The following is a 20,544-nucleotide window of genomic DNA, read 5'->3' as shown; positions in this document are numbered from 1 at the left end:
GCGGCGTCACGTCCAGCGGCGCCCCCGGTTGACGCTGCTGTAACACCTGCCCACCTTCCGCGCGGTCCCAACCACGGGAGAGACCCAGATGGCCTTCAGCCTGCCCCCGCTGCCCTACGATGCCGGCGCCCTCGCGGCCCGCGGCATGTCCCAGGAGACGCTGGAGCTGCACCACGACAAGCACCACCAGGCCTATGTCACCGCGCTCAACGGCATGATCGAGAGCAAGGGCCTGGCCGGGAAGAGCCTGGAGGAGATCGTGAAGGCGGCCGGGGCCGGCGGCGCCGAGTCCCAGCCCGTGCTCAACCAGGCCGGCCAGCACTACAACCACATCCTGTTCTGGCAGGTGATGTCCCCGAACGGCGGCGGCGACAGCCTGCCGGCCGCGCTGGCGGCGAAGGTCGACAGCGACCTGGGCGGCCTCGCCAAGTTCAAGGAGGACTTCAAGCAGGCGGGCGTGACGCAGTTCGGCTCCGGCTGGGCGTGGCTGATCGTCGATGGCAGCGGCAAGCTGAAGGTCACCAAGACCCCGAACGGCGCCAACCCGCTCTCCACCGGCGAGGGCACGCCCATCCTCGGCGTGGACGTGTGGGAGCACTCCTACTACGTCGATTTCCGCAACCGCCGCCCGGACTACCTCCAGAACTTCATCGACAAGCTGGTGAACTGGGAGGTCGTGGCGGCCCTGCTGCAGCAGGGCGGCCTGAAGAGCGGCCAGACGGCCTGACCGGCACCCCCGCGTCCGGGCGGGGCGGCCATGGCCCCAACCCCGGCGCGGGAGGCATGAAAAACGGGGCGTCCCTTCACCGGGGCGCCCCGTTCGTTCCGGTGGGTTCGTACCGGCGGGCCCGGGGCCCGTGCGGCATCAGCCCTTGGCGGAGACCGCCGCGTCGTTTGCCGCCTGCGGCCGCACCACGCTGCCGATGGTGCCGCGCACGACGGTGACGCGGACGTTCGGGGCGATTTCCACCTCGATCTCGTCCGAGCCTTCCTTGACCTTGGTGATGGTGCCGACGATGCCGCCCGCCGTGACGATGCGGTCGGACCGCTTGAGTGTGCCCAGCATGTCCCGGTGCTCCTTCATCTTCTTCTGCTGCGGCCGGATGAGCAGGAAGTAGAAGACGACGAAGATCAGGGCGAGCGGCAGGATCTGCATCGCCATGGCGGCGGCACCGCCTGCTCCGGCGGCGTCCTGGGCGTAGGCGGGGCTGATGAACATGAACGGGCGTTCCCGGCTTGCGAAGGAGGAGGGCGGAACCTAGCTTCCGCCCCCCTGCCGTCAACCCGCCTTGCCGGTCGGCCTTCCGGACGCCCCCCCCCGGGATCTCCCCCGCGATCCCTCCCGGGCCCCTCCGTGCCGACCCAACCGGAGCCTGCCTGTCCCGCCATGGATGCCGATCTGCTGCCGGCCCTGAACCGCATCGCCGCCGCGCTGGAGCGGATGGCGCCCGTGCCGCCCGAGCCGCCCGGCCTGGAAGGGGCGGATGCCTTCGTCTGGCACCCGGGACCCTCCCCCCGGCTGGTGCCGGTGCCGAAGGTCTCGGCGGTCGCGATCGACCTGCTGCGCGGGGTGGACCGGCAGAAGGACATCCTGCTGGAGAACACGCTGCGCTTTGCCCGCGGCTTCCCGGCCAACAACGCGATGCTCTGGGGCTCGCGCGGCATGGGCAAGTCGTCGCTGGTCAAGGCGGCGCACGCCACGGCCAATGCGGAGGTGCCGGGCAGCCTGGCGCTGATCGAGATCCATCGCGAGGACATCCGCACCCTGCCCGATCTGCTGACCCTCCTGCGCGGGCAGGAGCGGCGGGCGCTGGTCTTCTGCGACGACCTCTCCTTCGAGAAGGAGGATGCGGACTACAAGGCGCTGAAATCGGTGCTGGACGGCGGCATCGAGGGACGGCCGGCCAACGTGCTGTTCTATGCCACCTCGAACCGTCGCCACCTGATGCCGCGCGACATGATCGAGAACGAGCGGTCCAGCGCCATCAACCCGGGCGAGGCGGTGGAGGAGAAGGTCAGCCTCTCCGACCGCTTCGGCCTGTGGATCGGCTTCCACAATTGCGACCAGCCCACCTACCTCGCCATGGTCGAGGGCTATGCCGAGGCGCTGGGGATCGAGGTCCCGGTGGAGGAGCTGCATGCCGGGGCCAAGGAATGGACCGTCACCCGCGGCTCCCGCTCCGGCCGGGTGGCGTGGCAGTACATCACCGACCTGGCCGGCCGCCAGGGCGTGCGCATCCCCGCTTGAGCGAGGCGCCACCCGCCGGAGCCCGGCGCGGCCCGGGCGGGCGCTTCCTGAACCCGGATGGCGGCCGCGCCGGCCAGCCCTGGCGCGCGGTGTGGAAGCTGCGCCGGGAACCGCCCGGCCCGCCCTGGCCGGAATGGGTGGAGGACCCGCCGCTCCCCCCGCCGGCCGAGCCGCCGCCGGGCCATGTGGCGGTGACCTTCATCGGCCATGACAGCTTCCTGATCCGCTTCGCCGGCGGCCCGACCCTGCTGACCGACCCGATCTGGAGCGCGCGTTGCAGCCCCCTCTCCTTCGCCGGGCCGAAGCGCCACCGGGCGCCCGCCCTGGCCCTGGAAGCATTGCCGCCGATCGACGCGGTGCTGCTGTCGCACAACCACTACGACCACATGGACCTGCCGACGCTCCGCGCGCTGCGCGCCCCGCGCATCCTCACCGGGCTGGGCTGCGGCGCCTACCTCGCGCGCAAGGGGATCGCGGGGGCGGAGGAGCTGGACTGGTGGCAGGAGTCGGCCCTGCCGCAGGGCGCGATGGCCACCTACCTGCCGATGCGGCATTTCTCCGCGCGGAGCTTTCGCGACGCGGGCCGCATGCTCTGGGGCGGCTTCGCGGTGACGACCCGTGGAGGCGGGCGGTTCTTCTTCGCGGGCGACACCGCCTATGGCCCGCACCTAGCGGAGATCGGGGCACGCCTCGGTCCCTTCGGCGTCGGGCTGGTCCCGATCGGCGCCTACGAGCCGCGCTGGTTCATGCAGGTCGTCCATGTGGACCCGGAGGAGGCGGTGCGGATGCGCGGCGACCTGCGGGTGCGGACGGCGGTGGCCATGCATTTCGGCACCTTCCGCCTGACGCGGGAGGCGATCGACGCGCCGGTGCTGGGAATGGAGGCGGCGCGGGAGGCCGCCGGGTTGCCGCCCGACGCCTTCCGCGTGCCCGCCTTCGGCGAGACGCTGGTGCTGCCGATGTAGCGGGACGGGCCGGTCAGGCCGGCTTCACCCCCCACATGTACGGCATCGAGCCCTTCAGCGGCGGCGTGATGCTCTTGCGCCAGGCGCTGCGGATGAAGAACTGGCCCAGCGGCACCGTGGCCACGTCGTCCTGGGCGACCCGGTTGATCTCCTCGGCCAAGCGCTTCTGGTCGGCCGGGTCCGCGGCGTCGAACCAGGCCTGGATCTTCTCCTCCGTCCCCGGGCTGGTGTACCAGCCGAACCAGCCCGCCGCTCCGTTGCCCCGGACCAGGGTGGAGACGGCCGGGTTCAGGTAGGCCAGCGCCGAGCCGAAGGTGTGGAAGATGCTCCAGCCGCCCTTCTCCACCGGCTCGCGCGAGGCGCGGCGCTGCACCACCGTGCCCCAGTCCGTCTCCGCCAGCTCCACGTTCATCCCGATCCGCCGCAGCGCATCGGCGGTGATCTGGCCGTGCGGCGCGATCAGCGGGAAGTCGGTGGGGTTGATGATGACCACCTTCTGCCCGGCATAGCCCGATTCAGCGAGCGCCTGCTTGGCCCGGTCCAGGCTGCGCGGCGGGGCGTTGAGGGCTGAGAGGTTCTCGACGCCGTAGGGCGTGCCGCAGGGGAACAGGCTGTGGCACTCGCGCCAGACGGATTTCTCGTCGCCCAGGATGGCGGTCATGTAGTCCGGCTGGTTCACCGCCAGCGCCACGGCGCGGCGCACCTTCGGGTTGTCGAAGGGCGGTTGCAGGTGGTTCAGCCGCATCACGCTCATCGTGCCGGCCGGCGCCAGCACGTCCACCGTGATGTCGCGGTTGCGCTTCAGCGTCGGGATCAGATCGCCCAGCGGCTGTTCCAGCCAGTCCACCTCGCCGTTCTGCAAGGCGGCCGCCGCCGTCGCCGGGTCGGTCAGGATGTGCCACTCGATGCGCGGGTAGTGCGCGACCTTGCCGCCCGTCGCCCAGTCCGGCGCGCCCTGGCGCGGCACATAGCCGTCGAACTTCGCATAGGCGACGCGGCTGCCGGTGACGAACTCGTCGCGCAGGAAGCGATAGGGGCCGGAGCCGACGATCTCCGTGATCTGGGTGTTGGCGTCCGTGCCGCGCGCCACGCGCTCGGGCATGATGAAGGCGACGTTGGCGTCCGGCTTGGCGATGGCATCCAGCAGCAGCGGGAAGGGCCGCTTCAGCCGGATCTCCAGCGTGCGGTCGTCCGCCGCGCCCCAGCTGTCGACCGAGCGCGCCAGCGCCTGGCCGAAGCCGTCGCGCTTCGACCACCGCTCCAGGCTGGCGGCGCAGTCCTGCGCCCGCACCGGCGTGTCGTCGTGGAACTTCAGCCCCTCGCGCAGGCGGATACGCCAGACCCGGCCGTCATCCGAGACGGTGTGGCCCTCCGCCATCTGCGGTTGCGGCCGCTGCTGCGAGTCCACGGCATAGAGCGTGTCATAGACCGCATAGCCATGCATCTGCGTGACGATGGCCGAGGTCCAGATCGGGTCCAGCGCCGTCAGGTTCGCCTGCGGCACGAAGCGCAGGGCGGCGGTGCGCGCGGGCTGCGCCACGGCCGGCGAGGCGAGCGCGGCAAGCCCGCCCGCGGCGGCGCTCCCCAGCAGAGTCCGACGACGCATGGCTTCCAGCCCCCGGTTGTCCTTGGGGCAGGAGGCTATGGGAGGGTGCGGCGCAGCGTCAACGCGCCGCCTGCCCCGGCGCCCGGATCAGCGCGCGTTGCCGAAGATCCGCTGCTCCACCCTGTCGCCGGGGTGGATGCCCAGCCGCTCGGCGGTGCCCGCCGCCAGCTCCAGCGTCGCGCGCACCGGGCCGCGGCTCTCGATGGTGGCGAGGCTGAGCGGCACGGTGCGCTCCGCGACCCGGTGCACCCGGCCATCCGCGGTGATGAACACCATGTCCAGCGAGGTGACGGTGTTGCGCATCCACATCGCGCTCTCGCGCGGCATGCCCCAGTCGAACAGCATGCCGCCATCGGCCGGGACGGAGGTGCGGAACATCAGCCCCACCGTCTGCTGCTCGGGCGAGAGCGCCATCTCCACGTTGAAGTCGTGGCGCTTGCCGTCGCGGGTGACGATGGTCAGCCGCTCGGTCGGCAGGTGCGGCTGCGGCCCGGTCTGGGCCCGGGCCGCCAGCGGCCCGGCGGCGAGCGGCGCCGCCAGGGCCAGACGGAGCAGGCGTCGCCGGCGCAAGACGGTCACTCCGCCGCCTTGCTGCCGTCCTGCGGCATGCCCTGGGGGATGACCGTCTTCACCAGGGTCGCGTCCAGCGCCTCGTAGTCGTGGTAGCCGATGGTCTCGTAGAGCTCGGCCCGCGTCTGCATCCGGTCGAGCATCTTCATGGTCCCGCCATCGCGGTTGATCGCGGCATAGAGCTCCTCCATCGCCTTGTTGGCGATGCGGAGCTGGCTGACCGGCCAGATGACCATGGCATAGCCCATCTCCTCGAACTCCTTGTCCGTGAAGAAAGGGGTGCGGCCGAACTCGGTCATGTTCGCCAGCAGCGTCACGCCGGGCATGCGGCGGGCGAACTCCCGGAACATCTCGGCGGTGGTCAGCGCCTCGGGGAAGATCGCGTCCGCCCCGGCCTCCAGGTAGAGCTTCGCCCGCGCCACGGCGCCGTCCATCCCCTCGCTGGCCGCCGCGTCGGTCCGGGCGATGAGGAAGAGGTTCCGCCGCGCCTTGCGGGCCGCCGCCACCTTGGCCGCCATGTCGCGCGCATCGGCCAGCTTCTTGTCGTTCAGGTGGCCGCACTTCTTCGGCAGCAGCTGGTCCTCGAGGTGCACGGCGCCCGCGCCCATCTCCTCGAAGGTGCGGACCATGTTCATCACGTTCAGCGCCTCGCCGTAGCCGGTGTCGCCATCCACCAGCACCGGCAGGCCCGAGGCGCGCACCACCTGGCGGATGTGCCAGGCGACGTCGTCCACCGTGATCATGCCCAGGTCGGGCAGGCCCATATTGGCCGACATGGCGGCGCCCGACATGTACAGCGCCTCGAAGCCGGCCCGCTTCGCCAGCAGCGCCGCCATGCCGCAATGCGCGCCGGGCATGCGCAGGATGCCCGGCCGGTCCAGCAGGGCGCGGAAGCGCTGCCCGGCCGGGGCATCGGGCAGGTCGGCGGCAATCACGTAGGGCATGGTCGGGACGTCCTCAGAAGAAGATCAGCGTGGCCAGGAAGAAGACCGGCAGAAGCACCACGGCGGCCCAGCCACAATAGCCGAAGAAGGAGGGCATGGGCGTACCCTGCCCCTCGGCGATGGCCTTGACCATCAGGTTCGGCGCGTTGCCGATATAGGAGTTGGCGCCCATGAACACCGCGCCGCAGGAGATGGCGGCCAGGATGCGCGCCCCCGGCCCCATCAGCCAGGCGGGGTCGCCGCCGGCCAGCTCGAAGAAGACCAGGTAGGTCGGCGCGTTGTCGAGGAAGGAGGAGAGCGCCCCGGTCAGCCAGAAGTAGACCCAGGGGACCGGCCGGCCGAGCGCATCCTCCGTCAGCGCCACCAGCGGCGCCGCGGCGCCGGAAGCGCCGGCCTGGAGGATCAGCAGCACCGGGGCCATGGTGACGAAGATGGCGGCGAAGAGCTTCGCCACCTCGATCATCGCGCCCCAGCCGAAGCCGTTCGCCTCCCGGACGGAGGCGGGGGTCAGGCGCACGGAGGCCCAGGCAACGGCCAGGAACACCGCCACCGCCAGCAGCCGCTCCACCCCCATCGGCTGGCCCAGCACGATGACCCGGCCGGGCTGCCAGACCCCCTGGAGCAGCACGGTGCCCACCACGACTCCCAGCAGGGCCAGGTTCACCAGCCCCTCCACCCGCAGCGGCCGGTGGGGCGCCAGCGCCGGGGCCATCGGCGCCTCGCGGGCGAAGGCGCGGCGGTCGAGCAGGAAATAGAGCAGCAGGAGCAGCCCGGCGCAGAACAGGAAGGGCGGCAGCAGATGCCGCACCGGCCAGAAGAACGACACCCCGCGCAGGAAGCCGAGGTAGAGCGGCGGGTCGCCCAGCGGCGTCAGGCTGCCGCCCAGGTTGGCGACTAGGAAGATGAAGAAGACCACGGTGTGGGTCCGGTGCCGGCGGAAGGCATTGGCCCGCAGCAGCGGCCGGATCATCAGCATCGAGGCGCCGGTGGTTCCCATGACGGAGGCCGCGGCCATGCCGGCGGCCAGCAGGGCGGTGTTGGTCACGGGCGTGCCGACCAGCGTGCCGCGCAGCAGCACCCCGCCCCCCGTCGCGTAGAGGGCGAGGAGCAGCGCGAGGAAGGGCAGGTACTCGCCCAGCAGCACATGCGCCAGCAGGTGGAAGGCGGCCCCGGCCCCGGCCAGGGCGGCGAAGGGCAGCAGCAGCGCCAGCGCCCAGCCGGCCGCCACCTTGCCGTAGTGATGGTGCCAGAGCCGCGCCGCCAGCAGCGGCAGGAGGGCGATGGAGAGCAGCAGGCCGGCGAAGGGCAGGCCCCAGAGCAGCGACAGCCCCGCGCCCCCGGCCGGTGGCTCCGCCGCGGCGAAGGCCGGCGCGGCCACCACGGCCAGCCCCGCCAGGGCCGCCGGCACCGCCCCCCGGAGGCCGCCGATCCTGGCCGGGAGGCATGTGCCGGAGCTCCACCTGCCTGCCATCCGCCCTGCCCACCCCCGCGGCCATCCTGCCCGGAGGCCCTACACCCGCCCGCCCCCAGGCGCCAATCCGGGCCCTTCCCGGAGCGGGGCGGCGCAGCAAATCCGCCCTCCGGCCGTTTCCGGGCCGCGGCGTCTCGCTTAGGGTGGCGCCCGACCAGCGAGTGGGTGAGGGAATTGCGTCGATGGAAATGACCGGCGAGCGGAGGATCGAGGCGCCGCGGCAGCGCGTGTGGGATGCGCTGAACGACCCGGAGGCGCTGAAGGCCGCCATTCCCGGCTGCGAGTCGGTGGAGCGTACCGCGGACGACCAGTTCCAGGCCCGGGTGGCCATGCGGATCGGCCCGATGGCGGCGAAGTTCGGCGGCAAGGTCACGCTGACCAACATCAACCCGCCCGTCTCCTACACCATCACCGGCGAGGGGAATGGCGGCGCCATGGGCTTCGCCAAGGGCGGCGCCGACGTGGCGCTGGAGGAGATCGACCCGGGCGCCACCCTGCTGAAATACGCGGTGAAGGCCCAGGTGGGCGGCAAGATGGCCCAGCTCGGCGCGCGGCTGATCGACAGCACGGCCAAGCAGATGGCGGACCAGTTCTTCGACCGCTTCGCCGCCCAGCTCTCCGCGCCGCCGGCCCCTGTCGCCGCCGCCCCGGCGGCCGAGCCGGCCCCCTTCGCGGACAGCACCATCGGCCGCTACGAGGGCGCGCCGGAGCTGGTGGTGGCCGAGAAGACCGTGGACGAGGTCCACAAGCTGGAGGAATGGTGGGCGCGGGTGCCGAGCCACATCTACGGCTTCCCCCTGGCCTTCTGGATCGGCTGCGTCTTCATGGTGATCATCCTGGCCCTGCTGTTCCTGATCTGACATGACAGGACCCTTCCCGGCCGACGTGGCGGCGACGCAGCGGCTGCTGGCCGGGGGCGGCTACGTCGCCGACCGGGCGCTCGCGACCGCCGTCCACCTCGCCCTGCACATGGGCCGTCCCCTGTTCCTCGAGGGCGAGCCGGGCACGGGGAAGACGGAGATCGCCAAGGTCCTCTCCGCCATGCTGCCGCGCCGGCTGGTGCGGCTGCAGTGCTATGACGGGCTGGACCTGAACGCCGCCGCCTACGAGTGGGACCATGCCCGCCAGCTCATGGCGATCCGGCTGGCCGAGGCGGCGGGCCAGGCGGAGGACCGGGAGCGCCTGGAGGCGGGGCTCTACGACCGCCGCTACCTGCTGCGCCGCCCGCTGCTCGACGCGCTGGAGGGCGCGCCCGCCGTCCTGCTGATCGACGAGCTGGACCGCGCCGACGAGCCCTTCGAGGCCTTCCTGCTGGAGATCCTGGCGGACAACCAGATCACCGTGCCGGAGCTGGGGACCATCCGGGCGGACGTGCCGCCGGTCGTCGTCATCACCTCCAACCGCACGCGCGAGGTGCACGACGCGATCCGCCGGCGCTGCCTCTACCAATGGGTGGACTACCCGGACGCGGCGCGGGAACGGGCCATCCTGAAGCTCCGCGCCCCGGGCGTGGGCGAGGCGCTCTCGGCCCAGATCGTCGCCTTCGTGCAGCGGCTGCGGGCCGGCGGCGAGTGGTTCAAGCTGCCCGGCGTGGCGGAGACCATCGACTGGGCCCGGGCGCTCGCCGCCCTGGACGCGACGGAGCTGGAGCCGGCGCTGGTGGACGAGACGCTGGGCGCGCTGCTGAAGTACCAGGACGACATCGCCCGGCTGCGCGGCGCCGAGGCCGCCCGGCTGGTCGCCGAGGCGAAGCAGGATGCGGCCGCCTGAAGCGACCCCCCGCCCCCGGGTTCCGGCGCTGCCGGACTCCGGCGGGGCGATCCCGGCCAACCTGATCGGCTTCGCCCGGCTGCTGCGCCGCGCCGGCCTGCCGGTCGGGCCGGCCGAGAGCCTGGCCGCGGCCGAGGCCCTGGCCGTCGCCGGGATCGAGGACCGGCGCGTGGTGAAGGCGGCGCTGCGCGCCACGCTGCTGCACCGGCACGAGCACGCCGAGATCTTCGACCACGCCTTCGAGCTGTACTGGCGCGACCCGGAGGCCGCCCGCCACGCCGCCGCCATGGCCGCGCTCTCCGGCGTGCGGGACAAGCGAAAGCCGCCCCCCGCCGCGCGCCGGGTGCAGGAGGCGCTGGCCGGCGAGCGCCCTCCCCCGCCGAAGGACCGGCCGCCTGAGGAGGAGCCGCCGCAGCTCGACGTGACCTTCACGGTCAGCGAGCGCGAGCGCCTCGGCGCGATGGATTTCGAGGCGATGGGCGCGGAGGAGATCGCGCAGGCCAAGCGCGAGATCCGCAGGCTCACCCTCCCCCTCCGCCCCATCGCCACCCGCCGCTTCCGCCCCGACCCGACCGGGCCGCGCACCGACCTGCGCGCCACCATCCGCGAGAGCCTGCGCCAGGGCGGCGAGATCACCGGCATCCGCCGCCGCCGCCGGGTGCGCCGCCCGCCGCCGCTGGTGGTGCTGTGCGACATCTCCGGCTCCATGGCGCGCTACGCCCAGGTGATGGTGCATTTCCTCCATGCGGTGGCGAACGACCGGGAGCGGGTGCACACCTTCCTCTTCGGCACGCGGCTGACCAACGTGACGCGCCAGCTCCGCCACCGCGATGCGGAGGTCGCCTTCGAGATGGTCGGCCGCGCCGTGCCCGACTGGTCCGGCGGCACGCGGATCGGCGACGCGCTGGCGCTGTTCAACCGGCTCTGGGCGCGGCGCGTGCTGGGCCAGGGAGCGGTGGTGCTGCTGATCACCGACGGGCTGGACCGCCAGGGCGCCGACGGGCTGGCGGAGGCCACCGAGCGGCTGGCGCATTCCTGCCGCCGGCTGATCTGGCTGAACCCGCTGTTGCGCTATGCCGGCTTCCAACCCAAGTCCCAGGGCGCGCGGGCGCTGCTGCCGCATGTGCATGAGCACCGCCCCGTCCACAACCTGAACAGCCTGCGCGCCCTGGTGGCCACGCTGTCCGGCCAGCCCGGGGCGCCGGGCGGGAGACATTCGGCATGAGCGAGGCGACGACGGACGCCGAGGACATCCTCGCGGTCGCGGAGGGGTGGCGTCGCGCGGGCGAGACGGTGGCGCTGGCGACGGTGGTGGAGACCTGGGGCTCCTCCCCCCGCCCCGCCGGCTCGCGCCTGGCGGTGACGGAGAGCGGGCGGCTGGCCGGCTCCGTCTCCGGTGGCTGCATCGAGGGGGCGGTGGCGGAGGTCGCCCGGAAGACCATGGCGACCGGCGAACCGCAGCTCCTCGACTTCGGCATCGCCGACGAGCGCGCCTGGGAGGTCGGGCTCGCCTGCGGCGGCAAGCTGAAGGTCTTCGTGGAGAAGCTGGCGTGACGCCGGACACGCTCGGGCGGCTGCGCGCGGCCCATGAGGCGCGACGGCCGGTGGCGTTGCTGACCCGCCTGCCGGACGGCGCGCAGCATCTCTACCCCGACGAGACGCTGTCCGAGGCGCTGGAGGAGGTCGCGCGCAACGCGCTCGATTCCGACCGGGCGGCCACGGTCGCGGTGGGCGACGAGAGCTGGTTCGTCCACCCGCACAACCCGCCGCTGCGGCTGATCGTGGTGGGGGCGGTGCATGTCGCCCAGGCGCTGGTGCCGATGGCGGTCGCCGCCGGCTATGCCGTGACGGTGGTCGATCCACGCCGCGCCTTCGCGACGGAGGAGCGTTTCGCCGCCGGGGCCACGCTGATGACGGAATGGCCGGACGACGCCATGGCCGCCCTGGCGCCGGACACGCGCACCGCCATCGTCACCCTGACGCACGACCCCAAGCTGGACGACCCCGCGCTGGATGCGGCGCTGCGCTCGGCCGCCTTCTATATCGGCGCGCTGGGCAGCAAGCGGACCCATGCGAAGCGTCTCGGCCGGCTGGCGGAGCTGGGCCACGCGGACGCCGCCTTCGCCCGCATCCACGCGCCGGTCGGGCTGGATATCGGCGCGGTGACGGCGCCGGAGATCGCGCTCTCCATCCTGGCCGAGATCGTCGCCACCCGCCGCGGCGGCCGGCTGGCGCAGCGCGGATGACGGGGCGGGCATGATCTTCGGCCCCACCCCGCTGGCGGAGGCGGAACGCGCCGTGCTGGCGCACACGCTGCGCCTGCCCGACCGGGTGCTGAAGAAGGGCACGGTGCTGGATGCCGCCGCCGTGGCCTCCCTGCGGGCCGCCGGGCACGGGACGGTGATCGCCGCCCGCCTGGAGCCGGGCGACGTGGCGGAGGACGCCGCCGCCGACCGGCTGGCCGACGCGCTGATGCGCGGTTCGGCCGGCAGGGGCCTGACCCGCTCCCGCGCCGCCACGGGGCGGGTGAACCTCTTCGCCGCCCTCCCCGGGGTGCTGGGGGTGGATGCCGCGCTGGTCGACGCGATCAACGCGCTGGATGAGAGCGTGACCCTCGCCACCCTGCCGCCCTTCGCCTCGGTGGCGCCGAAGGAGATGGTGGCGACCATCAAGGTCATCCCCTTCGCCGTCCCTGGCGCCGTGCTGGACCGGGCGGAGGCCCTGGCGCGCGGGGGCGAGGCCCTGGCCCTGCACCCCTACCGCCCGCTGCTGGCCGGGCTGGTGATCAGCGAACTCCCGGGGATGAAGCAGGCCATCTTCGACAACGCCGCCCAGGTGACCGGCGCCCGCATCGCCGCGCTGGGCGGAACCCTGCTGCCGCCCGAGCACGTCCCGCACGAGACGGCCGCCATCGCCGCCGCGCTGGGACGGCTGCGCGCGGCGGGGGCGGAGCTGCTGCTGGTGGCCGGCGCCTCGGCCGTGGTGGACCGGCGCGACGTGGGGCCGGCCGGGATCGTCGCGGCGGGCGGGGAGATCGAGCATTTCGGCATGCCGGTCGATCCCGGGAACCTGCTCTGCCTCGGCCGGATCGGCGAGGTGCCCGCCCTCGTCCTGCCCGGCTGCGCCCGCAGCCCCAAGCTGAACGGCTTCGACTGGGTGCTGCAGCGCCTCGCCGCCCGCATCCCCGTGACCCGCCGCGACATCATGGGCATGGGCGCGGGCGGGCTGCTGATGGAGATCGAGAGCCGCCCCCTTCCCCGCGAGACCGCCGCCCGGTCCCGCGGGACACGGCGCGTGGCGGCGGTGATCCTGGCCGCCGGCCTGTCGCGCCGGATGGGCCCGCGCAACAAGCTGCTGGTGCCGGATGCGGCGGGCGTGCCGATGGTGGCGCGGGTGGCGGACCATGCCCTGGCCAGTGCGGCGGAGCCGGTGATCGTCGTCACCGGCCACCAGCACGAGGCGGTGGAGCAGGCCCTGGCTGGCCGGCCGCTGCGCCTGGCGCATGCGCCCGGCCATGCCGAGGGGCTGTCCGCCTCGCTGCGCGCCGGGCTCGCCGCCGTCCCGGAGGAGGCGGAGGGGGTGCTGGTCCTGCTGGGTGACATGCCGCTGGTGAGCGGGGCGGTGCTGGACCGGCTGATCGAGGGCTTCGACCCGGTGGCGGGGCGCGCCATCGTGCAGCCGGTGCATGCCGGCCGGCCGGGCAACCCCGTGCTCTGGTCGCGGGAGTTCCTGCCGGAGATGCGGGCGCTGAGCGGGGATGCCGGCGCGAAGCGGCTGCTGGAGCGGCATGCGGCGCGGGTGGCCCGGGTGGAGGTCGCGGACGACTCCGTGCTGCGCGACTTCGACACCGCCGAATCGCTGCAGGCCCTGGCGGAGGCGGCCGGGGCCTGACGCCGCGCCCCTTCCGCCTCCGGCGGCCGGTCCCCATCTTGCCGGGGTGACACCCTCCATCGGCGTGGCCTGCGGGCCGGGCGGCGAGCTGGCCTACGCCGTGCCCATTCCTCCCGAGGCCATGCCCCCCGTCCCGCCCCGCGCGCTGCTCGCCGCCTGGGACACGGCGCGCGCGGCGGCCCATGCCCGGTTGCGCGGCCCGGAGCGGGCGCTCCGCTTCGCCCTGCCGGGCGCCGGGCCGGGCGGGGCGGCGGTGGAGCTGCGCCTCGCCGATCCGGATGCCCGCTGCTGGGCGGAGGCGATCGACGGGGTGGTGGACCTCTCCACCCTGCCTGGCCTCGCCGTGCTGCTGCGGCTGCTCGCGCTGCTCGATGCCATGGGCCGGATGCCCTGGCTGCGCGGCCTGTTCGACATCGGTGCGGGCGGGACGCTGCTGCACCCTTCCCTTCTCGCCGCCGCGGCCGATCTCCCCCTGGACCGGGCCGCCCGACTGGACGAAACCAGCCTCCGACGCCGCCTCTCGCGGCTGCCCGCCGGAGCATGCGCATGAAACGAACCGCCGCCCTCGTCCTCCTCCCGCTGCTCGGCGGCTGCGCCGCCCAGCCTACGGCGCCGCTCACCGCCGAACAGGCGCGGCAGAACGCCCTGACCGCCGCCTGCCGCCGGGAGGCGGAGCGAGTGGTCCTGTTCCGCGACCGCGGCCAGACCATGCGCAACGACGACATGGATGCGCGCATGGGCGTCTCCGGCAACCTCTCCTCGCGGGCGGAGAGCGACCGGCTCGGCGCGACCTTCGAGCGCGACCGGATCGCGGCGGAGTGCGTGCGGTCCAATTCCGGCGAGGCGGCCCCCGCGGCGGACAGCCTCCCCACCGCCGCGCCCGTCGCCGCGCCCGCGGCCCCCGCCGCCCCCGCGACCGGCCGCCGCAGCAGGGGGGCCCGGGGCGGGGGCTGACCCCGCCCTTGCCCGGACTCCTACGGCGACTCGGCGGCAGCGCGCTGGGGCGCGCCTTCGCCACCGGCAATGCCCGGCTCTATTTCAGCCTGAGCCTGCTCTCCTGGACGGGGATGTGGATGCAGCGCATCGCCGTGGCCTGGCTGGCCTGGGAGATGACGCGCAGCCCCTTCTGGGTCGGCATGGTCGCCTTCAGCGACCTCGCCCCCGCCGTCCTGTGCAGCCCGGTGGCGGGCGCCCTGGCGGACCGCTTCGACCGGATCCGGCTGACCACGGTGACCCAGGGGCTGACCGCGTTGCAGGCCCTGGCGGTGGCCGGGCTCACCGCCTTCGGCATGATGGACATCGTCCTGCTCATCGGCCTGAGCCTCCTCGGCGGCGCCATCTCCTCCTTCGCCCAGCCGGCGCGGCAGGCGATCATCCCCGGCCTGGTCCGGCGCGAGGACCTGCCGGCGGCGGTCGCGGTCAACAGCCTGGTCTTCAACGTCGCCCGCTTCCTGGGGCCGGGGTTCGCCGGCGTGCTGGTGGCCACCGCCGGGGTGGTGGTGACGGTGGGGCTCAACGCCCTCGCCTTCATCCTCGCCACGGCGACCATGCCGCTGCTGCGCGTGGCGGAATCCGAGCGCCGCGGCCATTCCACCACCGGCAGCGTCTGGACGGAGACGGTCGCGGGCCTCGCCTATATCATGCGCCATCCCGGGCTGGGCCCCATCTTCGCCTTCAGCGCCGCGACCTGCCTGACCCTGCGCGGCGTGCAGGAGGTGCTGCCGCCGTATGTGGAGCGGCTGTTCGGGCGCGGTGCCGAATCCCTGGCCCTGCTGACCGCCGCGATCGGCATCGGTGCCCTGCTCTCGGGCCTCGTCATCGCCGGGCGCGACCGGCTCGCCGGGACGGTGCGGCTGGCCGTGCTGGCCGTGGCGGGGCAGGCGCTGGTGACCGGGCTGTTCGTGGCGACCTCCTGGTTCCCCTTCGCCGTGCTCTGCACCCTGCTGATGGGGGCGGGGGCCTCGATGCACGGCATCGCCGCCCAGACCCTGATCCACCATGCCGCCGACCCGGCGATGCGCGGCCGCTCCATCGCGCTCTGGGGCCTGACCACCCGGGCCTTCCCGGCCGCGGGGGCGCTCATCCTGGGCATCAGCGCCGAGACCTTCGGGCTGCGACTGCCGACCCTGGCGGCGACGCTGCTGGGCTTCGCCACCGCCGCCTGGGGCTGGTCCCGGCTGCGCGTCATGGAGGCGAGCCTGGAGGCGCCGCCGGCCGACGCCCCGCGCACCGACCCACGGCGCGCCTGACCGCGCCCGCCGTGCAGCCTTTGGCCCCGCCGCGCGTCAACCGCGTGGAGCGGGGCCGCAGCCCCGGGCCCGATGGCGGAGGAACCCCATGGACGCTGCGAAGCATGGCGCGGCGGCCGGCGATGCGGCCCGGCCCGGACGCGCGGACTGGACCGTGGACCAGGGCTGGGAGAGCTACACGCCGGAGGAGCACGGCGTCTGGCGCACCCTGGCCGAGCGGCAGGGCGGGTTGCTGCCCGGACGCGCCTGCGACGAGTTCCTCCAGGGGCTGCGCCTCCTGGACCTGGGGTCCGGCGGCATCCCCGACTTCCGCCGGCTGAGCGAGGTTCTGACGCGGCGGACCGGCTGGCAGGTGGTCGCGGTGCCGGGGCTGGTGCCGGACGAGGTGTTCTTCGACCACCTGGCCCACCGCCGCTTCCCCGCCGGGCGCTTCATCCGCCGGCCGGAGGAGCTGGACTACCTGGAGGAGCCGGACGTCTTCCACGACGTCTACGGCCACGTGCCGATGCTGATGCACCCCGCCTTCGCCGACTACATGCAGGCCTACGGAGCCGGGGGGCTGCGGGCGCGGCGGCTAGGCGCCCTGGAGAACCTCGCCCGCGTCTACTGGTACACGGTGGAGTTCGGATTGGTGGAGGGACCGGAGGGGCTGCGCCTCTACGGCGCCGGCATCGCCTCCTCCCGCGCGGAGACGATCTTCGCGCTGACCGACGACTCGCCGCATCGGCTTCGCTTCGCGCTGGAGCGGGTGCTGCGGACCCGCTACCGCATCGACGACTTCCAGGAGACCTACTTCGTCATCCCCGGCTTCGACGCGCTGCTGGAGCTGGCGCGCATCGACTTCGCCCCGCTCTATGAGCGGGTCCTGGCCCTGCCCACGATCGAGCCAGGCGAGATCCTGCCGGAGGACATCTTCGTTGCCCGTGGCACAGGGGCGTATCATGCCGCCAGGCGACCGGCCGGCTGATAGCGACGGCGGGATAACCTGACCCGTCGTGCTGTGGTGGTCCTGCGGCGGACCGGGAGGGGACGCCGTCCCCTCCACGGACCCTCCCCTGCCGGGGCCACAAGCGGGCCCCGGTCCCCGCTGGGAGTCTGGTGCTCCGTGGTGGGTGTCAGCCTCCGGGCTGAACCCTGATGGAACGCGGACACGCGGGACTCTGGAATAGCTTTGAAGGCGTCAGTGAGTGCTGCGGCCGTGCCCGCCGAGGAGCATGGCTCCTCGGCGCCTCGGCCCCGTCGCAGGTAGCCTCGCGGCAGCGCTGATCGGGTCCAGGGCCCGCAGGGTCCTGGCGGAGTGGGGGTACGGGGGCGAGGCGGAGCCTTGCCCCCGGGCCATGGGCACCACGCCGGCACGGATCAAGGGACATCCCGCCGTCTGTATGAGGCCCGGAACGGCCGGCGCCCCACCTTCTGCGCGTAGCAGCGGAAGGCGGATTTCGTTCCTATAACAAAACGTAACCGGGCTTTCCTACGGTGAGAGGCGGAAATGACGAGGCGGGCAGATTCCCCCGCGGGGCGATCCGTCCTAGAAGCCGCGCGCCCCGTTCGGCGCAGGAAGAAGGACCCCGCGATGAGCAAGATCACCCGCCACGGCACGAACCCCATCCTTTCCACCGCGGTGGAGTACCATGGCTTCGTCTTCACCGCCGGCCTCACCGCCGACGATACCTCGCAGGACGTGACCGGCCAGACGAAGCAGGTCCTGGCCAAGATCGACGCGGCCCTGGAGGAGCTGGGCACGGACAAGACCCGCCTGCTGACGGCCCAGATCTGGCTGAAGGACATCCGCGACCGCGACGCGATGAACAAGGTGTGGACCGAGTGGCTGCCCCAGGGTGGCGCCCCCTGCCGCGCCTGCGTCGAGGCCAACATGGCCGATCCCCGCCTGCTGGTGGAGATCATGGTCAGCGCCTGCCGCTGATTCCGGCCCCTCAACGCTGTGGCGGCGGCGCCGCCACAGTGTGCCTATCCGGTCCGCGACCCGAAAGCCTAGGAAAACGGTCTTGATCGCGGCGGCGTGAATACCCCCGAACGAATGAATCACGTCGCTTTACGCCATGTTTCGCGTTCACGGCTTGGCGAGCATGAAACCCGCCGGTACCCGCTTCATACCACGGCGCGGCCGCGGGACGGGGCGCCGGGGGGCACCCCGGCAGTTGGTCCCGGAGGGGGGTTGGGGTTCATGCGGATCCAGGCGTCTGCCATCACCATGGCCGTCCTATTGGGCGGCCTGCTGCTTCCGGCCGGTGGCGCGGAGGCCGCGCAGCAGCGTCAGGCATCCAAGCAGAGCCGCCCCGCCGCCGCCCATGTCTCCACCCAGCGCGGCCCGCGGGTCGCGATCAACCGCCAGGCCTCGCGCTCCCGCCAGAACGGCCAGGCCGCGATGCGCAGCGCCCTCTACTCGGGCAGCATCTCCTGCGTGCCCTATGCCCGGATGGTCACGGGCATGGACATCTCCGGCAACGGCTGGGCCTGGTGGGGGAACGCCGCCGGCCGCTACGAGCGCGGCCAGCGCCCGGAGCCCGGCTCGGTGCTCGCCTTCCGCGCCTCCGGCGGCATGCGTTCGGGCCATGTCGCGGTGGTCGAGCGGATCGTCAATTCCCGCGAGATCACGGTCCAGCACTCCAACTGGGAGGGTCCGGGCATCCGCAAGGGCACGCCGATGCGCGGCGTCTCCGTCGTCGACGTCTCGGCCAACAACGACTGGACGGCGGTGCGCGTCCAGGTGGGCCGCAGCGACGACACCTATGGCCGCGCCTACCCGACCTATGGCTTCATCCACAATCGCCCGACCGGCGGCGCCACCCTGCGCTACACCTCCACCCAGCCGAGCGCCCCGCGCTACCAGGAGGTGGCGGAAGCCCCGGCCATCCCGCGCTCGCTGGACCTGACCGTCCGCAACCTGGACCGCTGAGCCGGGGCTCCGGTGAGCACGCCGGAGCTTCTCCGCTTCGGTCGCGGCGCGGGGGCGCCGAACAACCCCCGCCTGCCGGCGCTGCTGTATCGTGGCGCCCTGCCCGACCCGACCCCCGAGACCGCCGAGGCCCGCTTCGCCGCCCATCGGTGGCCGCCCGCCTAGCGCAACGGGGTCTATCCCTTCCTGCACTGGCATTCCCAGGCGCACGAGGCGCTCTGGGTGGTGCGCGGCCATGTCAGGGTGCAGCTGGGCGGCGATGACGGGCCGGTGGTCACGCTGGCGGCCGGCGATGCCGTGGTGCTGCCGGCCGGCACGGGCCATCGCAACCGCGGCGCCAGCGCCGACCTGCTGATCGTCGGCGCCTATCCGGACGGCACGGGCGAGGTCGATCTCGGCCGCGACGGCGAGGCACTGGAGCCGGCCGCGCGGCGGGTGGCGGAGGTGCCCGACCCGCCCTGCTGCCCCGTGACGGGCGGCCCCTACCCCACCGGCCGCGGCTGAAGCCGCAGCCGCATCCCCCCCTCCGGCCGCAGCGTCAGGCGGAAGCGCGGCAGCGGCGGCGCGCCGGGGCCGGGCGCGAGGTCGAAGCGGCGGATCAGCATGGCCAGCAGCGTCGTCATCTCCGCCAGGCCGAAGGCCGCCCCGGCGCAGACCCGCGGCCCCACCCCGAAGGGCAGGTAGGCGAAGCGCGGGATGCGCTTCGCGTTCTCGGGGCGAAACCGCTCCGGCCGGAAGGCGTGCGGCTGCTCCCAGATCTCCTCGTGCCGGTGCAGCAGCCAGGGGATGCAGAGCAGCGTGTCGCCCGCCCGCAGCGGCCAGCGCCGGATCACGTCGGCCCGCGCCGCCTGCCGCGCCAGCACGGCGACCGGCGGGTAGAGGCGCATCGCCTCCTGCAGCACCGCCCTGGCCTCGGTGAGCTGGGGCAGCCGCGCCGCCTGCGGCTCGGCGGCGCCCAGGACGGCCATCGCCTCCTCCCGGACCCTCGCCGCCGCGGCGGGGTCGGCGGCCAGCAGGTAGAGCGTCCAGGCGAGGGCATTGGCCGCCGTCTCGCTGCCCGCCAGGAGCAGCATCGCCACCTCGTCCAGCAGCCCCGCCGCATCGAGCAGCGGCGTGCCGTCCTCGCCCCTGGCCTCCCGCATCCCGGCGAGCAGGCCATCCGGCGGCACGGCCATGCCCAGCAGCGCGCCGATGCGCCGGCGGATGGTGGCCGCCGCCGCGCGCGCGGCCACGCCCTGCCGGCCGGCGAGCGGCCCCGGCAGCCCCAGCAGGTGCGGCAGGTCAATCACGTTCACCCGCGCCTGGTAGGTGGCGAAGGCTGCGGCGATGCCCTCGGCCTCCTCCTCCGGGACGGCAGGCCCGAAGGTGGCCCGCAGCATCACCCGCAGCGTCGCCGCCGCGAGGTCCGGCGCCACGTCCACTACCCTGTCCGGCGCCCCCGCCCAGCGCCCGTCCAGCCAGTGCCCCGCCTCGACGAAATGCGGCTGGAAGCGCGCCACGCCGCCGGGGTGCAGCAGCCGCGCCACCGCCGGCCGGCGGCGCGCCCAGAGGGTCCCGTGGTTGGCGAAGAGGCTCTCGCCGATCACCGGCCGCAGCGCCTGCTCCTTGAAGTGGCTCTTGCGGTTGTAGGCTTCGGCGCGGGCGACGAAGACCTCCCGCACGACCTCCGGATCGTTGACGATGACGACGCGGCGGCGGAGCAGCCGCACGGACATGACCTGCCGCCGGTAGGCCAGCCGCGGCAGGGCGCGCAGGATGTCGCCGCGATAGGCCAGCAGGCCGCGCAGCAGCCCGGGCGCGCTTTCTGGCGGCTCGGGCCGCGGCGGGGTGAAAGCCCCCGCCGCCCCCTGGGGGGACGGCGCGGCGCCCGCCGGGACGGGCGCGCTCACCGCGTGGCGCAACGGCCGGCCCAG

Annotated in this window: 23 protein-coding genes; 17 read left to right on the top strand and 6 right to left on the bottom strand. The window is 73.7% G+C overall.

Translation table 11 applies throughout. From position 1 onward, the window contains the following. Positions 1 to 88 precede the first annotated feature (88 nt). Positions 89 to 727, top strand: a complete 639-nt coding sequence (locus LPC08_RS06970; RefSeq protein ID WP_230451988.1) for a superoxide dismutase — start codon at positions 89 to 91, stop codon at positions 725 to 727. A 138-nt stretch (positions 728 to 865) separates the two neighbouring features. On the opposite strand, the gene yajC is transcribed toward LPC08_RS06970, so the two are convergent. Continuing rightward, positions 866 to 1,219 carry a preprotein translocase subunit YajC gene (gene yajC, locus LPC08_RS06965; RefSeq protein ID WP_230451987.1) on the bottom strand — a complete coding sequence of 118 codons (354 nt, stop codon included), beginning with the start codon at positions 1,217 to 1,219 and terminating at the stop codon, positions 866 to 868. A 168-nt stretch (positions 1,220 to 1,387) separates the two neighbouring features. On the opposite strand from yajC, the gene LPC08_RS06960 reads away from it, so the two are divergent. Beyond that, on the top strand, positions 1,388 to 2,248 hold the full coding sequence (locus LPC08_RS06960) for an ATP-binding protein (RefSeq protein ID WP_230451986.1): 861 nt from the start codon (positions 1,388 to 1,390) through the stop codon (positions 2,246 to 2,248). Continuing rightward, on the top strand, positions 2,245 to 3,213 hold the full coding sequence (locus tag LPC08_RS06955) for an MBL fold metallo-hydrolase (RefSeq protein WP_230451985.1): 969 nt from the start codon (positions 2,245 to 2,247) through the stop codon (positions 3,211 to 3,213). The genes LPC08_RS06960 and LPC08_RS06955 overlap by 4 nt, the downstream gene beginning before the upstream one ends. Positions 3,214 to 3,226: 13 nt before the next feature. On the opposite strand, the gene LPC08_RS06950 is transcribed toward LPC08_RS06955, so the two are convergent. From LPC08_RS06950 to LPC08_RS06935, 4 genes are all read right to left on the bottom strand, one after another. Beyond that, entirely contained in the window at positions 3,227 to 4,819 is a 1,593-nt protein-coding gene (locus LPC08_RS06950) for an ABC transporter substrate-binding protein (protein ID WP_230451984.1), read from the bottom strand. A gap of 87 nt (positions 4,820 to 4,906) precedes the next feature. Then, positions 4,907 to 5,389: a DUF192 domain-containing protein gene (locus LPC08_RS06945; RefSeq protein WP_230451983.1), complete on the bottom strand. Its 483-nt coding sequence runs from the start codon at positions 5,387 to 5,389 to the stop codon at positions 4,907 to 4,909. Positions 5,390 to 5,394: 5 nt separating this feature from the next. Continuing rightward, complete coding sequence (prpB, locus tag LPC08_RS06940; protein WP_230451982.1) at positions 5,395 to 6,333, bottom strand: methylisocitrate lyase; 939 nt, start codon at positions 6,331 to 6,333, stop codon at positions 5,395 to 5,397. A 13-nt stretch (positions 6,334 to 6,346) separates the two neighbouring features. After that, positions 6,347 to 7,741: a sodium:proton antiporter gene (locus LPC08_RS06935; protein ID WP_230451981.1), complete on the bottom strand. Its 1,395-nt coding sequence runs from the start codon at positions 7,739 to 7,741 to the stop codon at positions 6,347 to 6,349. A gap of 245 nt (positions 7,742 to 7,986) precedes the next feature. Between LPC08_RS06935 and LPC08_RS06930 the strand changes: the two genes are divergently transcribed. The 14 genes from LPC08_RS06930 (at position 7,987) to LPC08_RS06865 (ending at position 19,135) form a co-directional block, all read left to right on the top strand. Beyond that, positions 7,987 to 8,664 carry an SRPBCC family protein gene (locus tag LPC08_RS06930; RefSeq protein WP_230451980.1) on the top strand — a complete coding sequence of 226 codons (678 nt, stop codon included), beginning with the start codon at positions 7,987 to 7,989 and terminating at the stop codon, positions 8,662 to 8,664. A gap of 1 nt (position 8,665) precedes the next feature. Next, complete coding sequence (locus LPC08_RS06925; protein ID WP_230451979.1) at positions 8,666 to 9,574, top strand: AAA family ATPase; 909 nt, start codon at positions 8,666 to 8,668, stop codon at positions 9,572 to 9,574. Beyond that, positions 9,561 to 10,799: a vWA domain-containing protein gene (locus LPC08_RS06920; RefSeq protein WP_230451978.1), complete on the top strand. Its 1,239-nt coding sequence runs from the start codon at positions 9,561 to 9,563 to the stop codon at positions 10,797 to 10,799. Before LPC08_RS06925 ends, LPC08_RS06920 begins: the two co-directional genes overlap by 14 nt. After that, on the top strand, positions 10,796 to 11,128 hold the full coding sequence (locus LPC08_RS06915; RefSeq protein ID WP_230451977.1) for an XdhC family protein: 333 nt from the start codon (positions 10,796 to 10,798) through the stop codon (positions 11,126 to 11,128). Before LPC08_RS06920 ends, LPC08_RS06915 begins: the two co-directional genes overlap by 4 nt. Beyond that, complete coding sequence (locus LPC08_RS06910; RefSeq protein WP_230451976.1) at positions 11,125 to 11,820, top strand: XdhC family protein; 696 nt, start codon at positions 11,125 to 11,127, stop codon at positions 11,818 to 11,820. The genes LPC08_RS06915 and LPC08_RS06910 overlap by 4 nt, the downstream gene beginning before the upstream one ends. Before the next feature lie 10 nt (positions 11,821 to 11,830). Continuing rightward, a complete protein-coding gene (locus LPC08_RS06905) occupies positions 11,831 to 13,465 on the top strand; it encodes an NTP transferase domain-containing protein (RefSeq protein ID WP_230451975.1) in 1,635 nt (544 codons plus the stop codon). A gap of 46 nt (positions 13,466 to 13,511) precedes the next feature. Continuing rightward, complete coding sequence (locus tag LPC08_RS06900; protein WP_230451974.1) at positions 13,512 to 14,015, top strand: hypothetical protein; 504 nt, start codon at positions 13,512 to 13,514, stop codon at positions 14,013 to 14,015. After that, positions 14,012 to 14,419: a hypothetical protein gene (locus LPC08_RS06895; protein ID WP_230451973.1), complete on the top strand. Its 408-nt coding sequence runs from the start codon at positions 14,012 to 14,014 to the stop codon at positions 14,417 to 14,419. Before LPC08_RS06900 ends, LPC08_RS06895 begins: the two co-directional genes overlap by 4 nt. Before the next feature lie 8 nt (positions 14,420 to 14,427). Then, positions 14,428 to 15,714: an MFS transporter gene (locus tag LPC08_RS06890; RefSeq protein ID WP_230451972.1), complete on the top strand. Its 1,287-nt coding sequence runs from the start codon at positions 14,428 to 14,430 to the stop codon at positions 15,712 to 15,714. Positions 15,715 to 15,802: 88 nt separating this feature from the next. Next, entirely contained in the window at positions 15,803 to 16,681 is an 879-nt protein-coding gene (gene phhA / locus LPC08_RS06885; protein WP_230451971.1) for a phenylalanine 4-monooxygenase, read from the top strand. Positions 16,682 to 17,287: 606 nt separating this feature from the next. Further along, positions 17,288 to 17,638: a RidA family protein gene (locus LPC08_RS06880; RefSeq protein WP_230451970.1), complete on the top strand. Its 351-nt coding sequence runs from the start codon at positions 17,288 to 17,290 to the stop codon at positions 17,636 to 17,638. A gap of 288 nt (positions 17,639 to 17,926) precedes the next feature. After that, positions 17,927 to 18,631 (top strand): CHAP domain-containing protein, encoded by a 705-nt coding sequence (locus tag LPC08_RS06875; RefSeq protein WP_230451969.1) that lies wholly within the window; start codon positions 17,927 to 17,929, stop codon positions 18,629 to 18,631. A gap of 12 nt (positions 18,632 to 18,643) precedes the next feature. Then, entirely contained in the window at positions 18,644 to 18,796 is a 153-nt protein-coding gene (locus tag LPC08_RS06870; protein ID WP_230451968.1) for a cupin domain-containing protein, read from the top strand. 21 nt (positions 18,797 to 18,817) lie between these two features. Further along, a complete protein-coding gene (locus tag LPC08_RS06865; protein ID WP_255702334.1) occupies positions 18,818 to 19,135 on the top strand; it encodes a cupin domain-containing protein in 318 nt (105 codons plus the stop codon). On the opposite strand, the gene LPC08_RS06860 is transcribed toward LPC08_RS06865, so the two are convergent. After that, positions 19,114 to 20,520 (bottom strand): cytochrome P450, encoded by a 1,407-nt coding sequence (locus LPC08_RS06860; protein WP_230451966.1) that lies wholly within the window; start codon positions 20,518 to 20,520, stop codon positions 19,114 to 19,116. The genes LPC08_RS06865 and LPC08_RS06860 overlap by 22 nt on opposite strands. Positions 20,521 to 20,544: the final 24 nt, after the last annotated feature.

It is taken from the genome of Roseomonas sp. OT10 (assembly GCF_020991085.1).
GTDB lineage: Bacteria > Pseudomonadota > Alphaproteobacteria > Acetobacterales > Acetobacteraceae > Roseomonas > Roseomonas cutis.
The sequence above is the reverse complement of the archived record's forward strand: the minus strand, read 5'-3'. Positions and strand labels throughout refer to the sequence as shown.

Bases quoted from the DNA above. Each gene is read 5' to 3' on its own strand.
- yajC (WP_230451987.1), bottom strand. From the start codon at position 1,219: ATGTTCATCAGCCCCGCCTACGCCCAGGACGCCGCCGGAGCAGGCGGT.
- LPC08_RS06930 (WP_230451980.1), top strand. From the start codon at position 7,987: ATGGAAATGACCGGCGAGCGGAGGATCGAGGCGCCGCGGCAGCGCGTG.
- LPC08_RS06915 (WP_230451977.1), top strand. From the start codon at position 10,796: ATGAGCGAGGCGACGACGGACGCCGAGGACATCCTCGCGGTCGCGGAG.
- LPC08_RS06895 (WP_230451973.1), top strand. From the start codon at position 14,012: ATGAAACGAACCGCCGCCCTCGTCCTCCTCCCGCTGCTCGGCGGCTGC.
- prpB (WP_230451982.1), bottom strand. From the start codon at position 6,333: ATGCCCTACGTGATTGCCGCCGACCTGCCCGATGCCCCGGCCGGGCAG.
- LPC08_RS06925 (WP_230451979.1), top strand. From the start codon at position 8,666: ATGACAGGACCCTTCCCGGCCGACGTGGCGGCGACGCAGCGGCTGCTG.
- LPC08_RS06950 (WP_230451984.1), bottom strand. From the start codon at position 4,819: ATGCGTCGTCGGACTCTGCTGGGGAGCGCCGCCGCGGGCGGGCTTGCC.
- LPC08_RS06905 (WP_230451975.1), top strand. From the start codon at position 11,831: ATGATCTTCGGCCCCACCCCGCTGGCGGAGGCGGAACGCGCCGTGCTG.
- LPC08_RS06880 (WP_230451970.1), top strand. From the start codon at position 17,288: ATGAGCAAGATCACCCGCCACGGCACGAACCCCATCCTTTCCACCGCG.
- LPC08_RS06875 (WP_230451969.1), top strand. From the start codon at position 17,927: ATGGCCGTCCTATTGGGCGGCCTGCTGCTTCCGGCCGGTGGCGCGGAG.
- LPC08_RS06960 (WP_230451986.1), top strand. From the start codon at position 1,388: ATGGATGCCGATCTGCTGCCGGCCCTGAACCGCATCGCCGCCGCGCTG.
- phhA (WP_230451971.1), top strand. From the start codon at position 15,803: ATGGACGCTGCGAAGCATGGCGCGGCGGCCGGCGATGCGGCCCGGCCC.
- LPC08_RS06970 (WP_230451988.1), top strand. From the start codon at position 89: ATGGCCTTCAGCCTGCCCCCGCTGCCCTACGATGCCGGCGCCCTCGCG.
- LPC08_RS06920 (WP_230451978.1), top strand. From the start codon at position 9,561: ATGCGGCCGCCTGAAGCGACCCCCCGCCCCCGGGTTCCGGCGCTGCCG.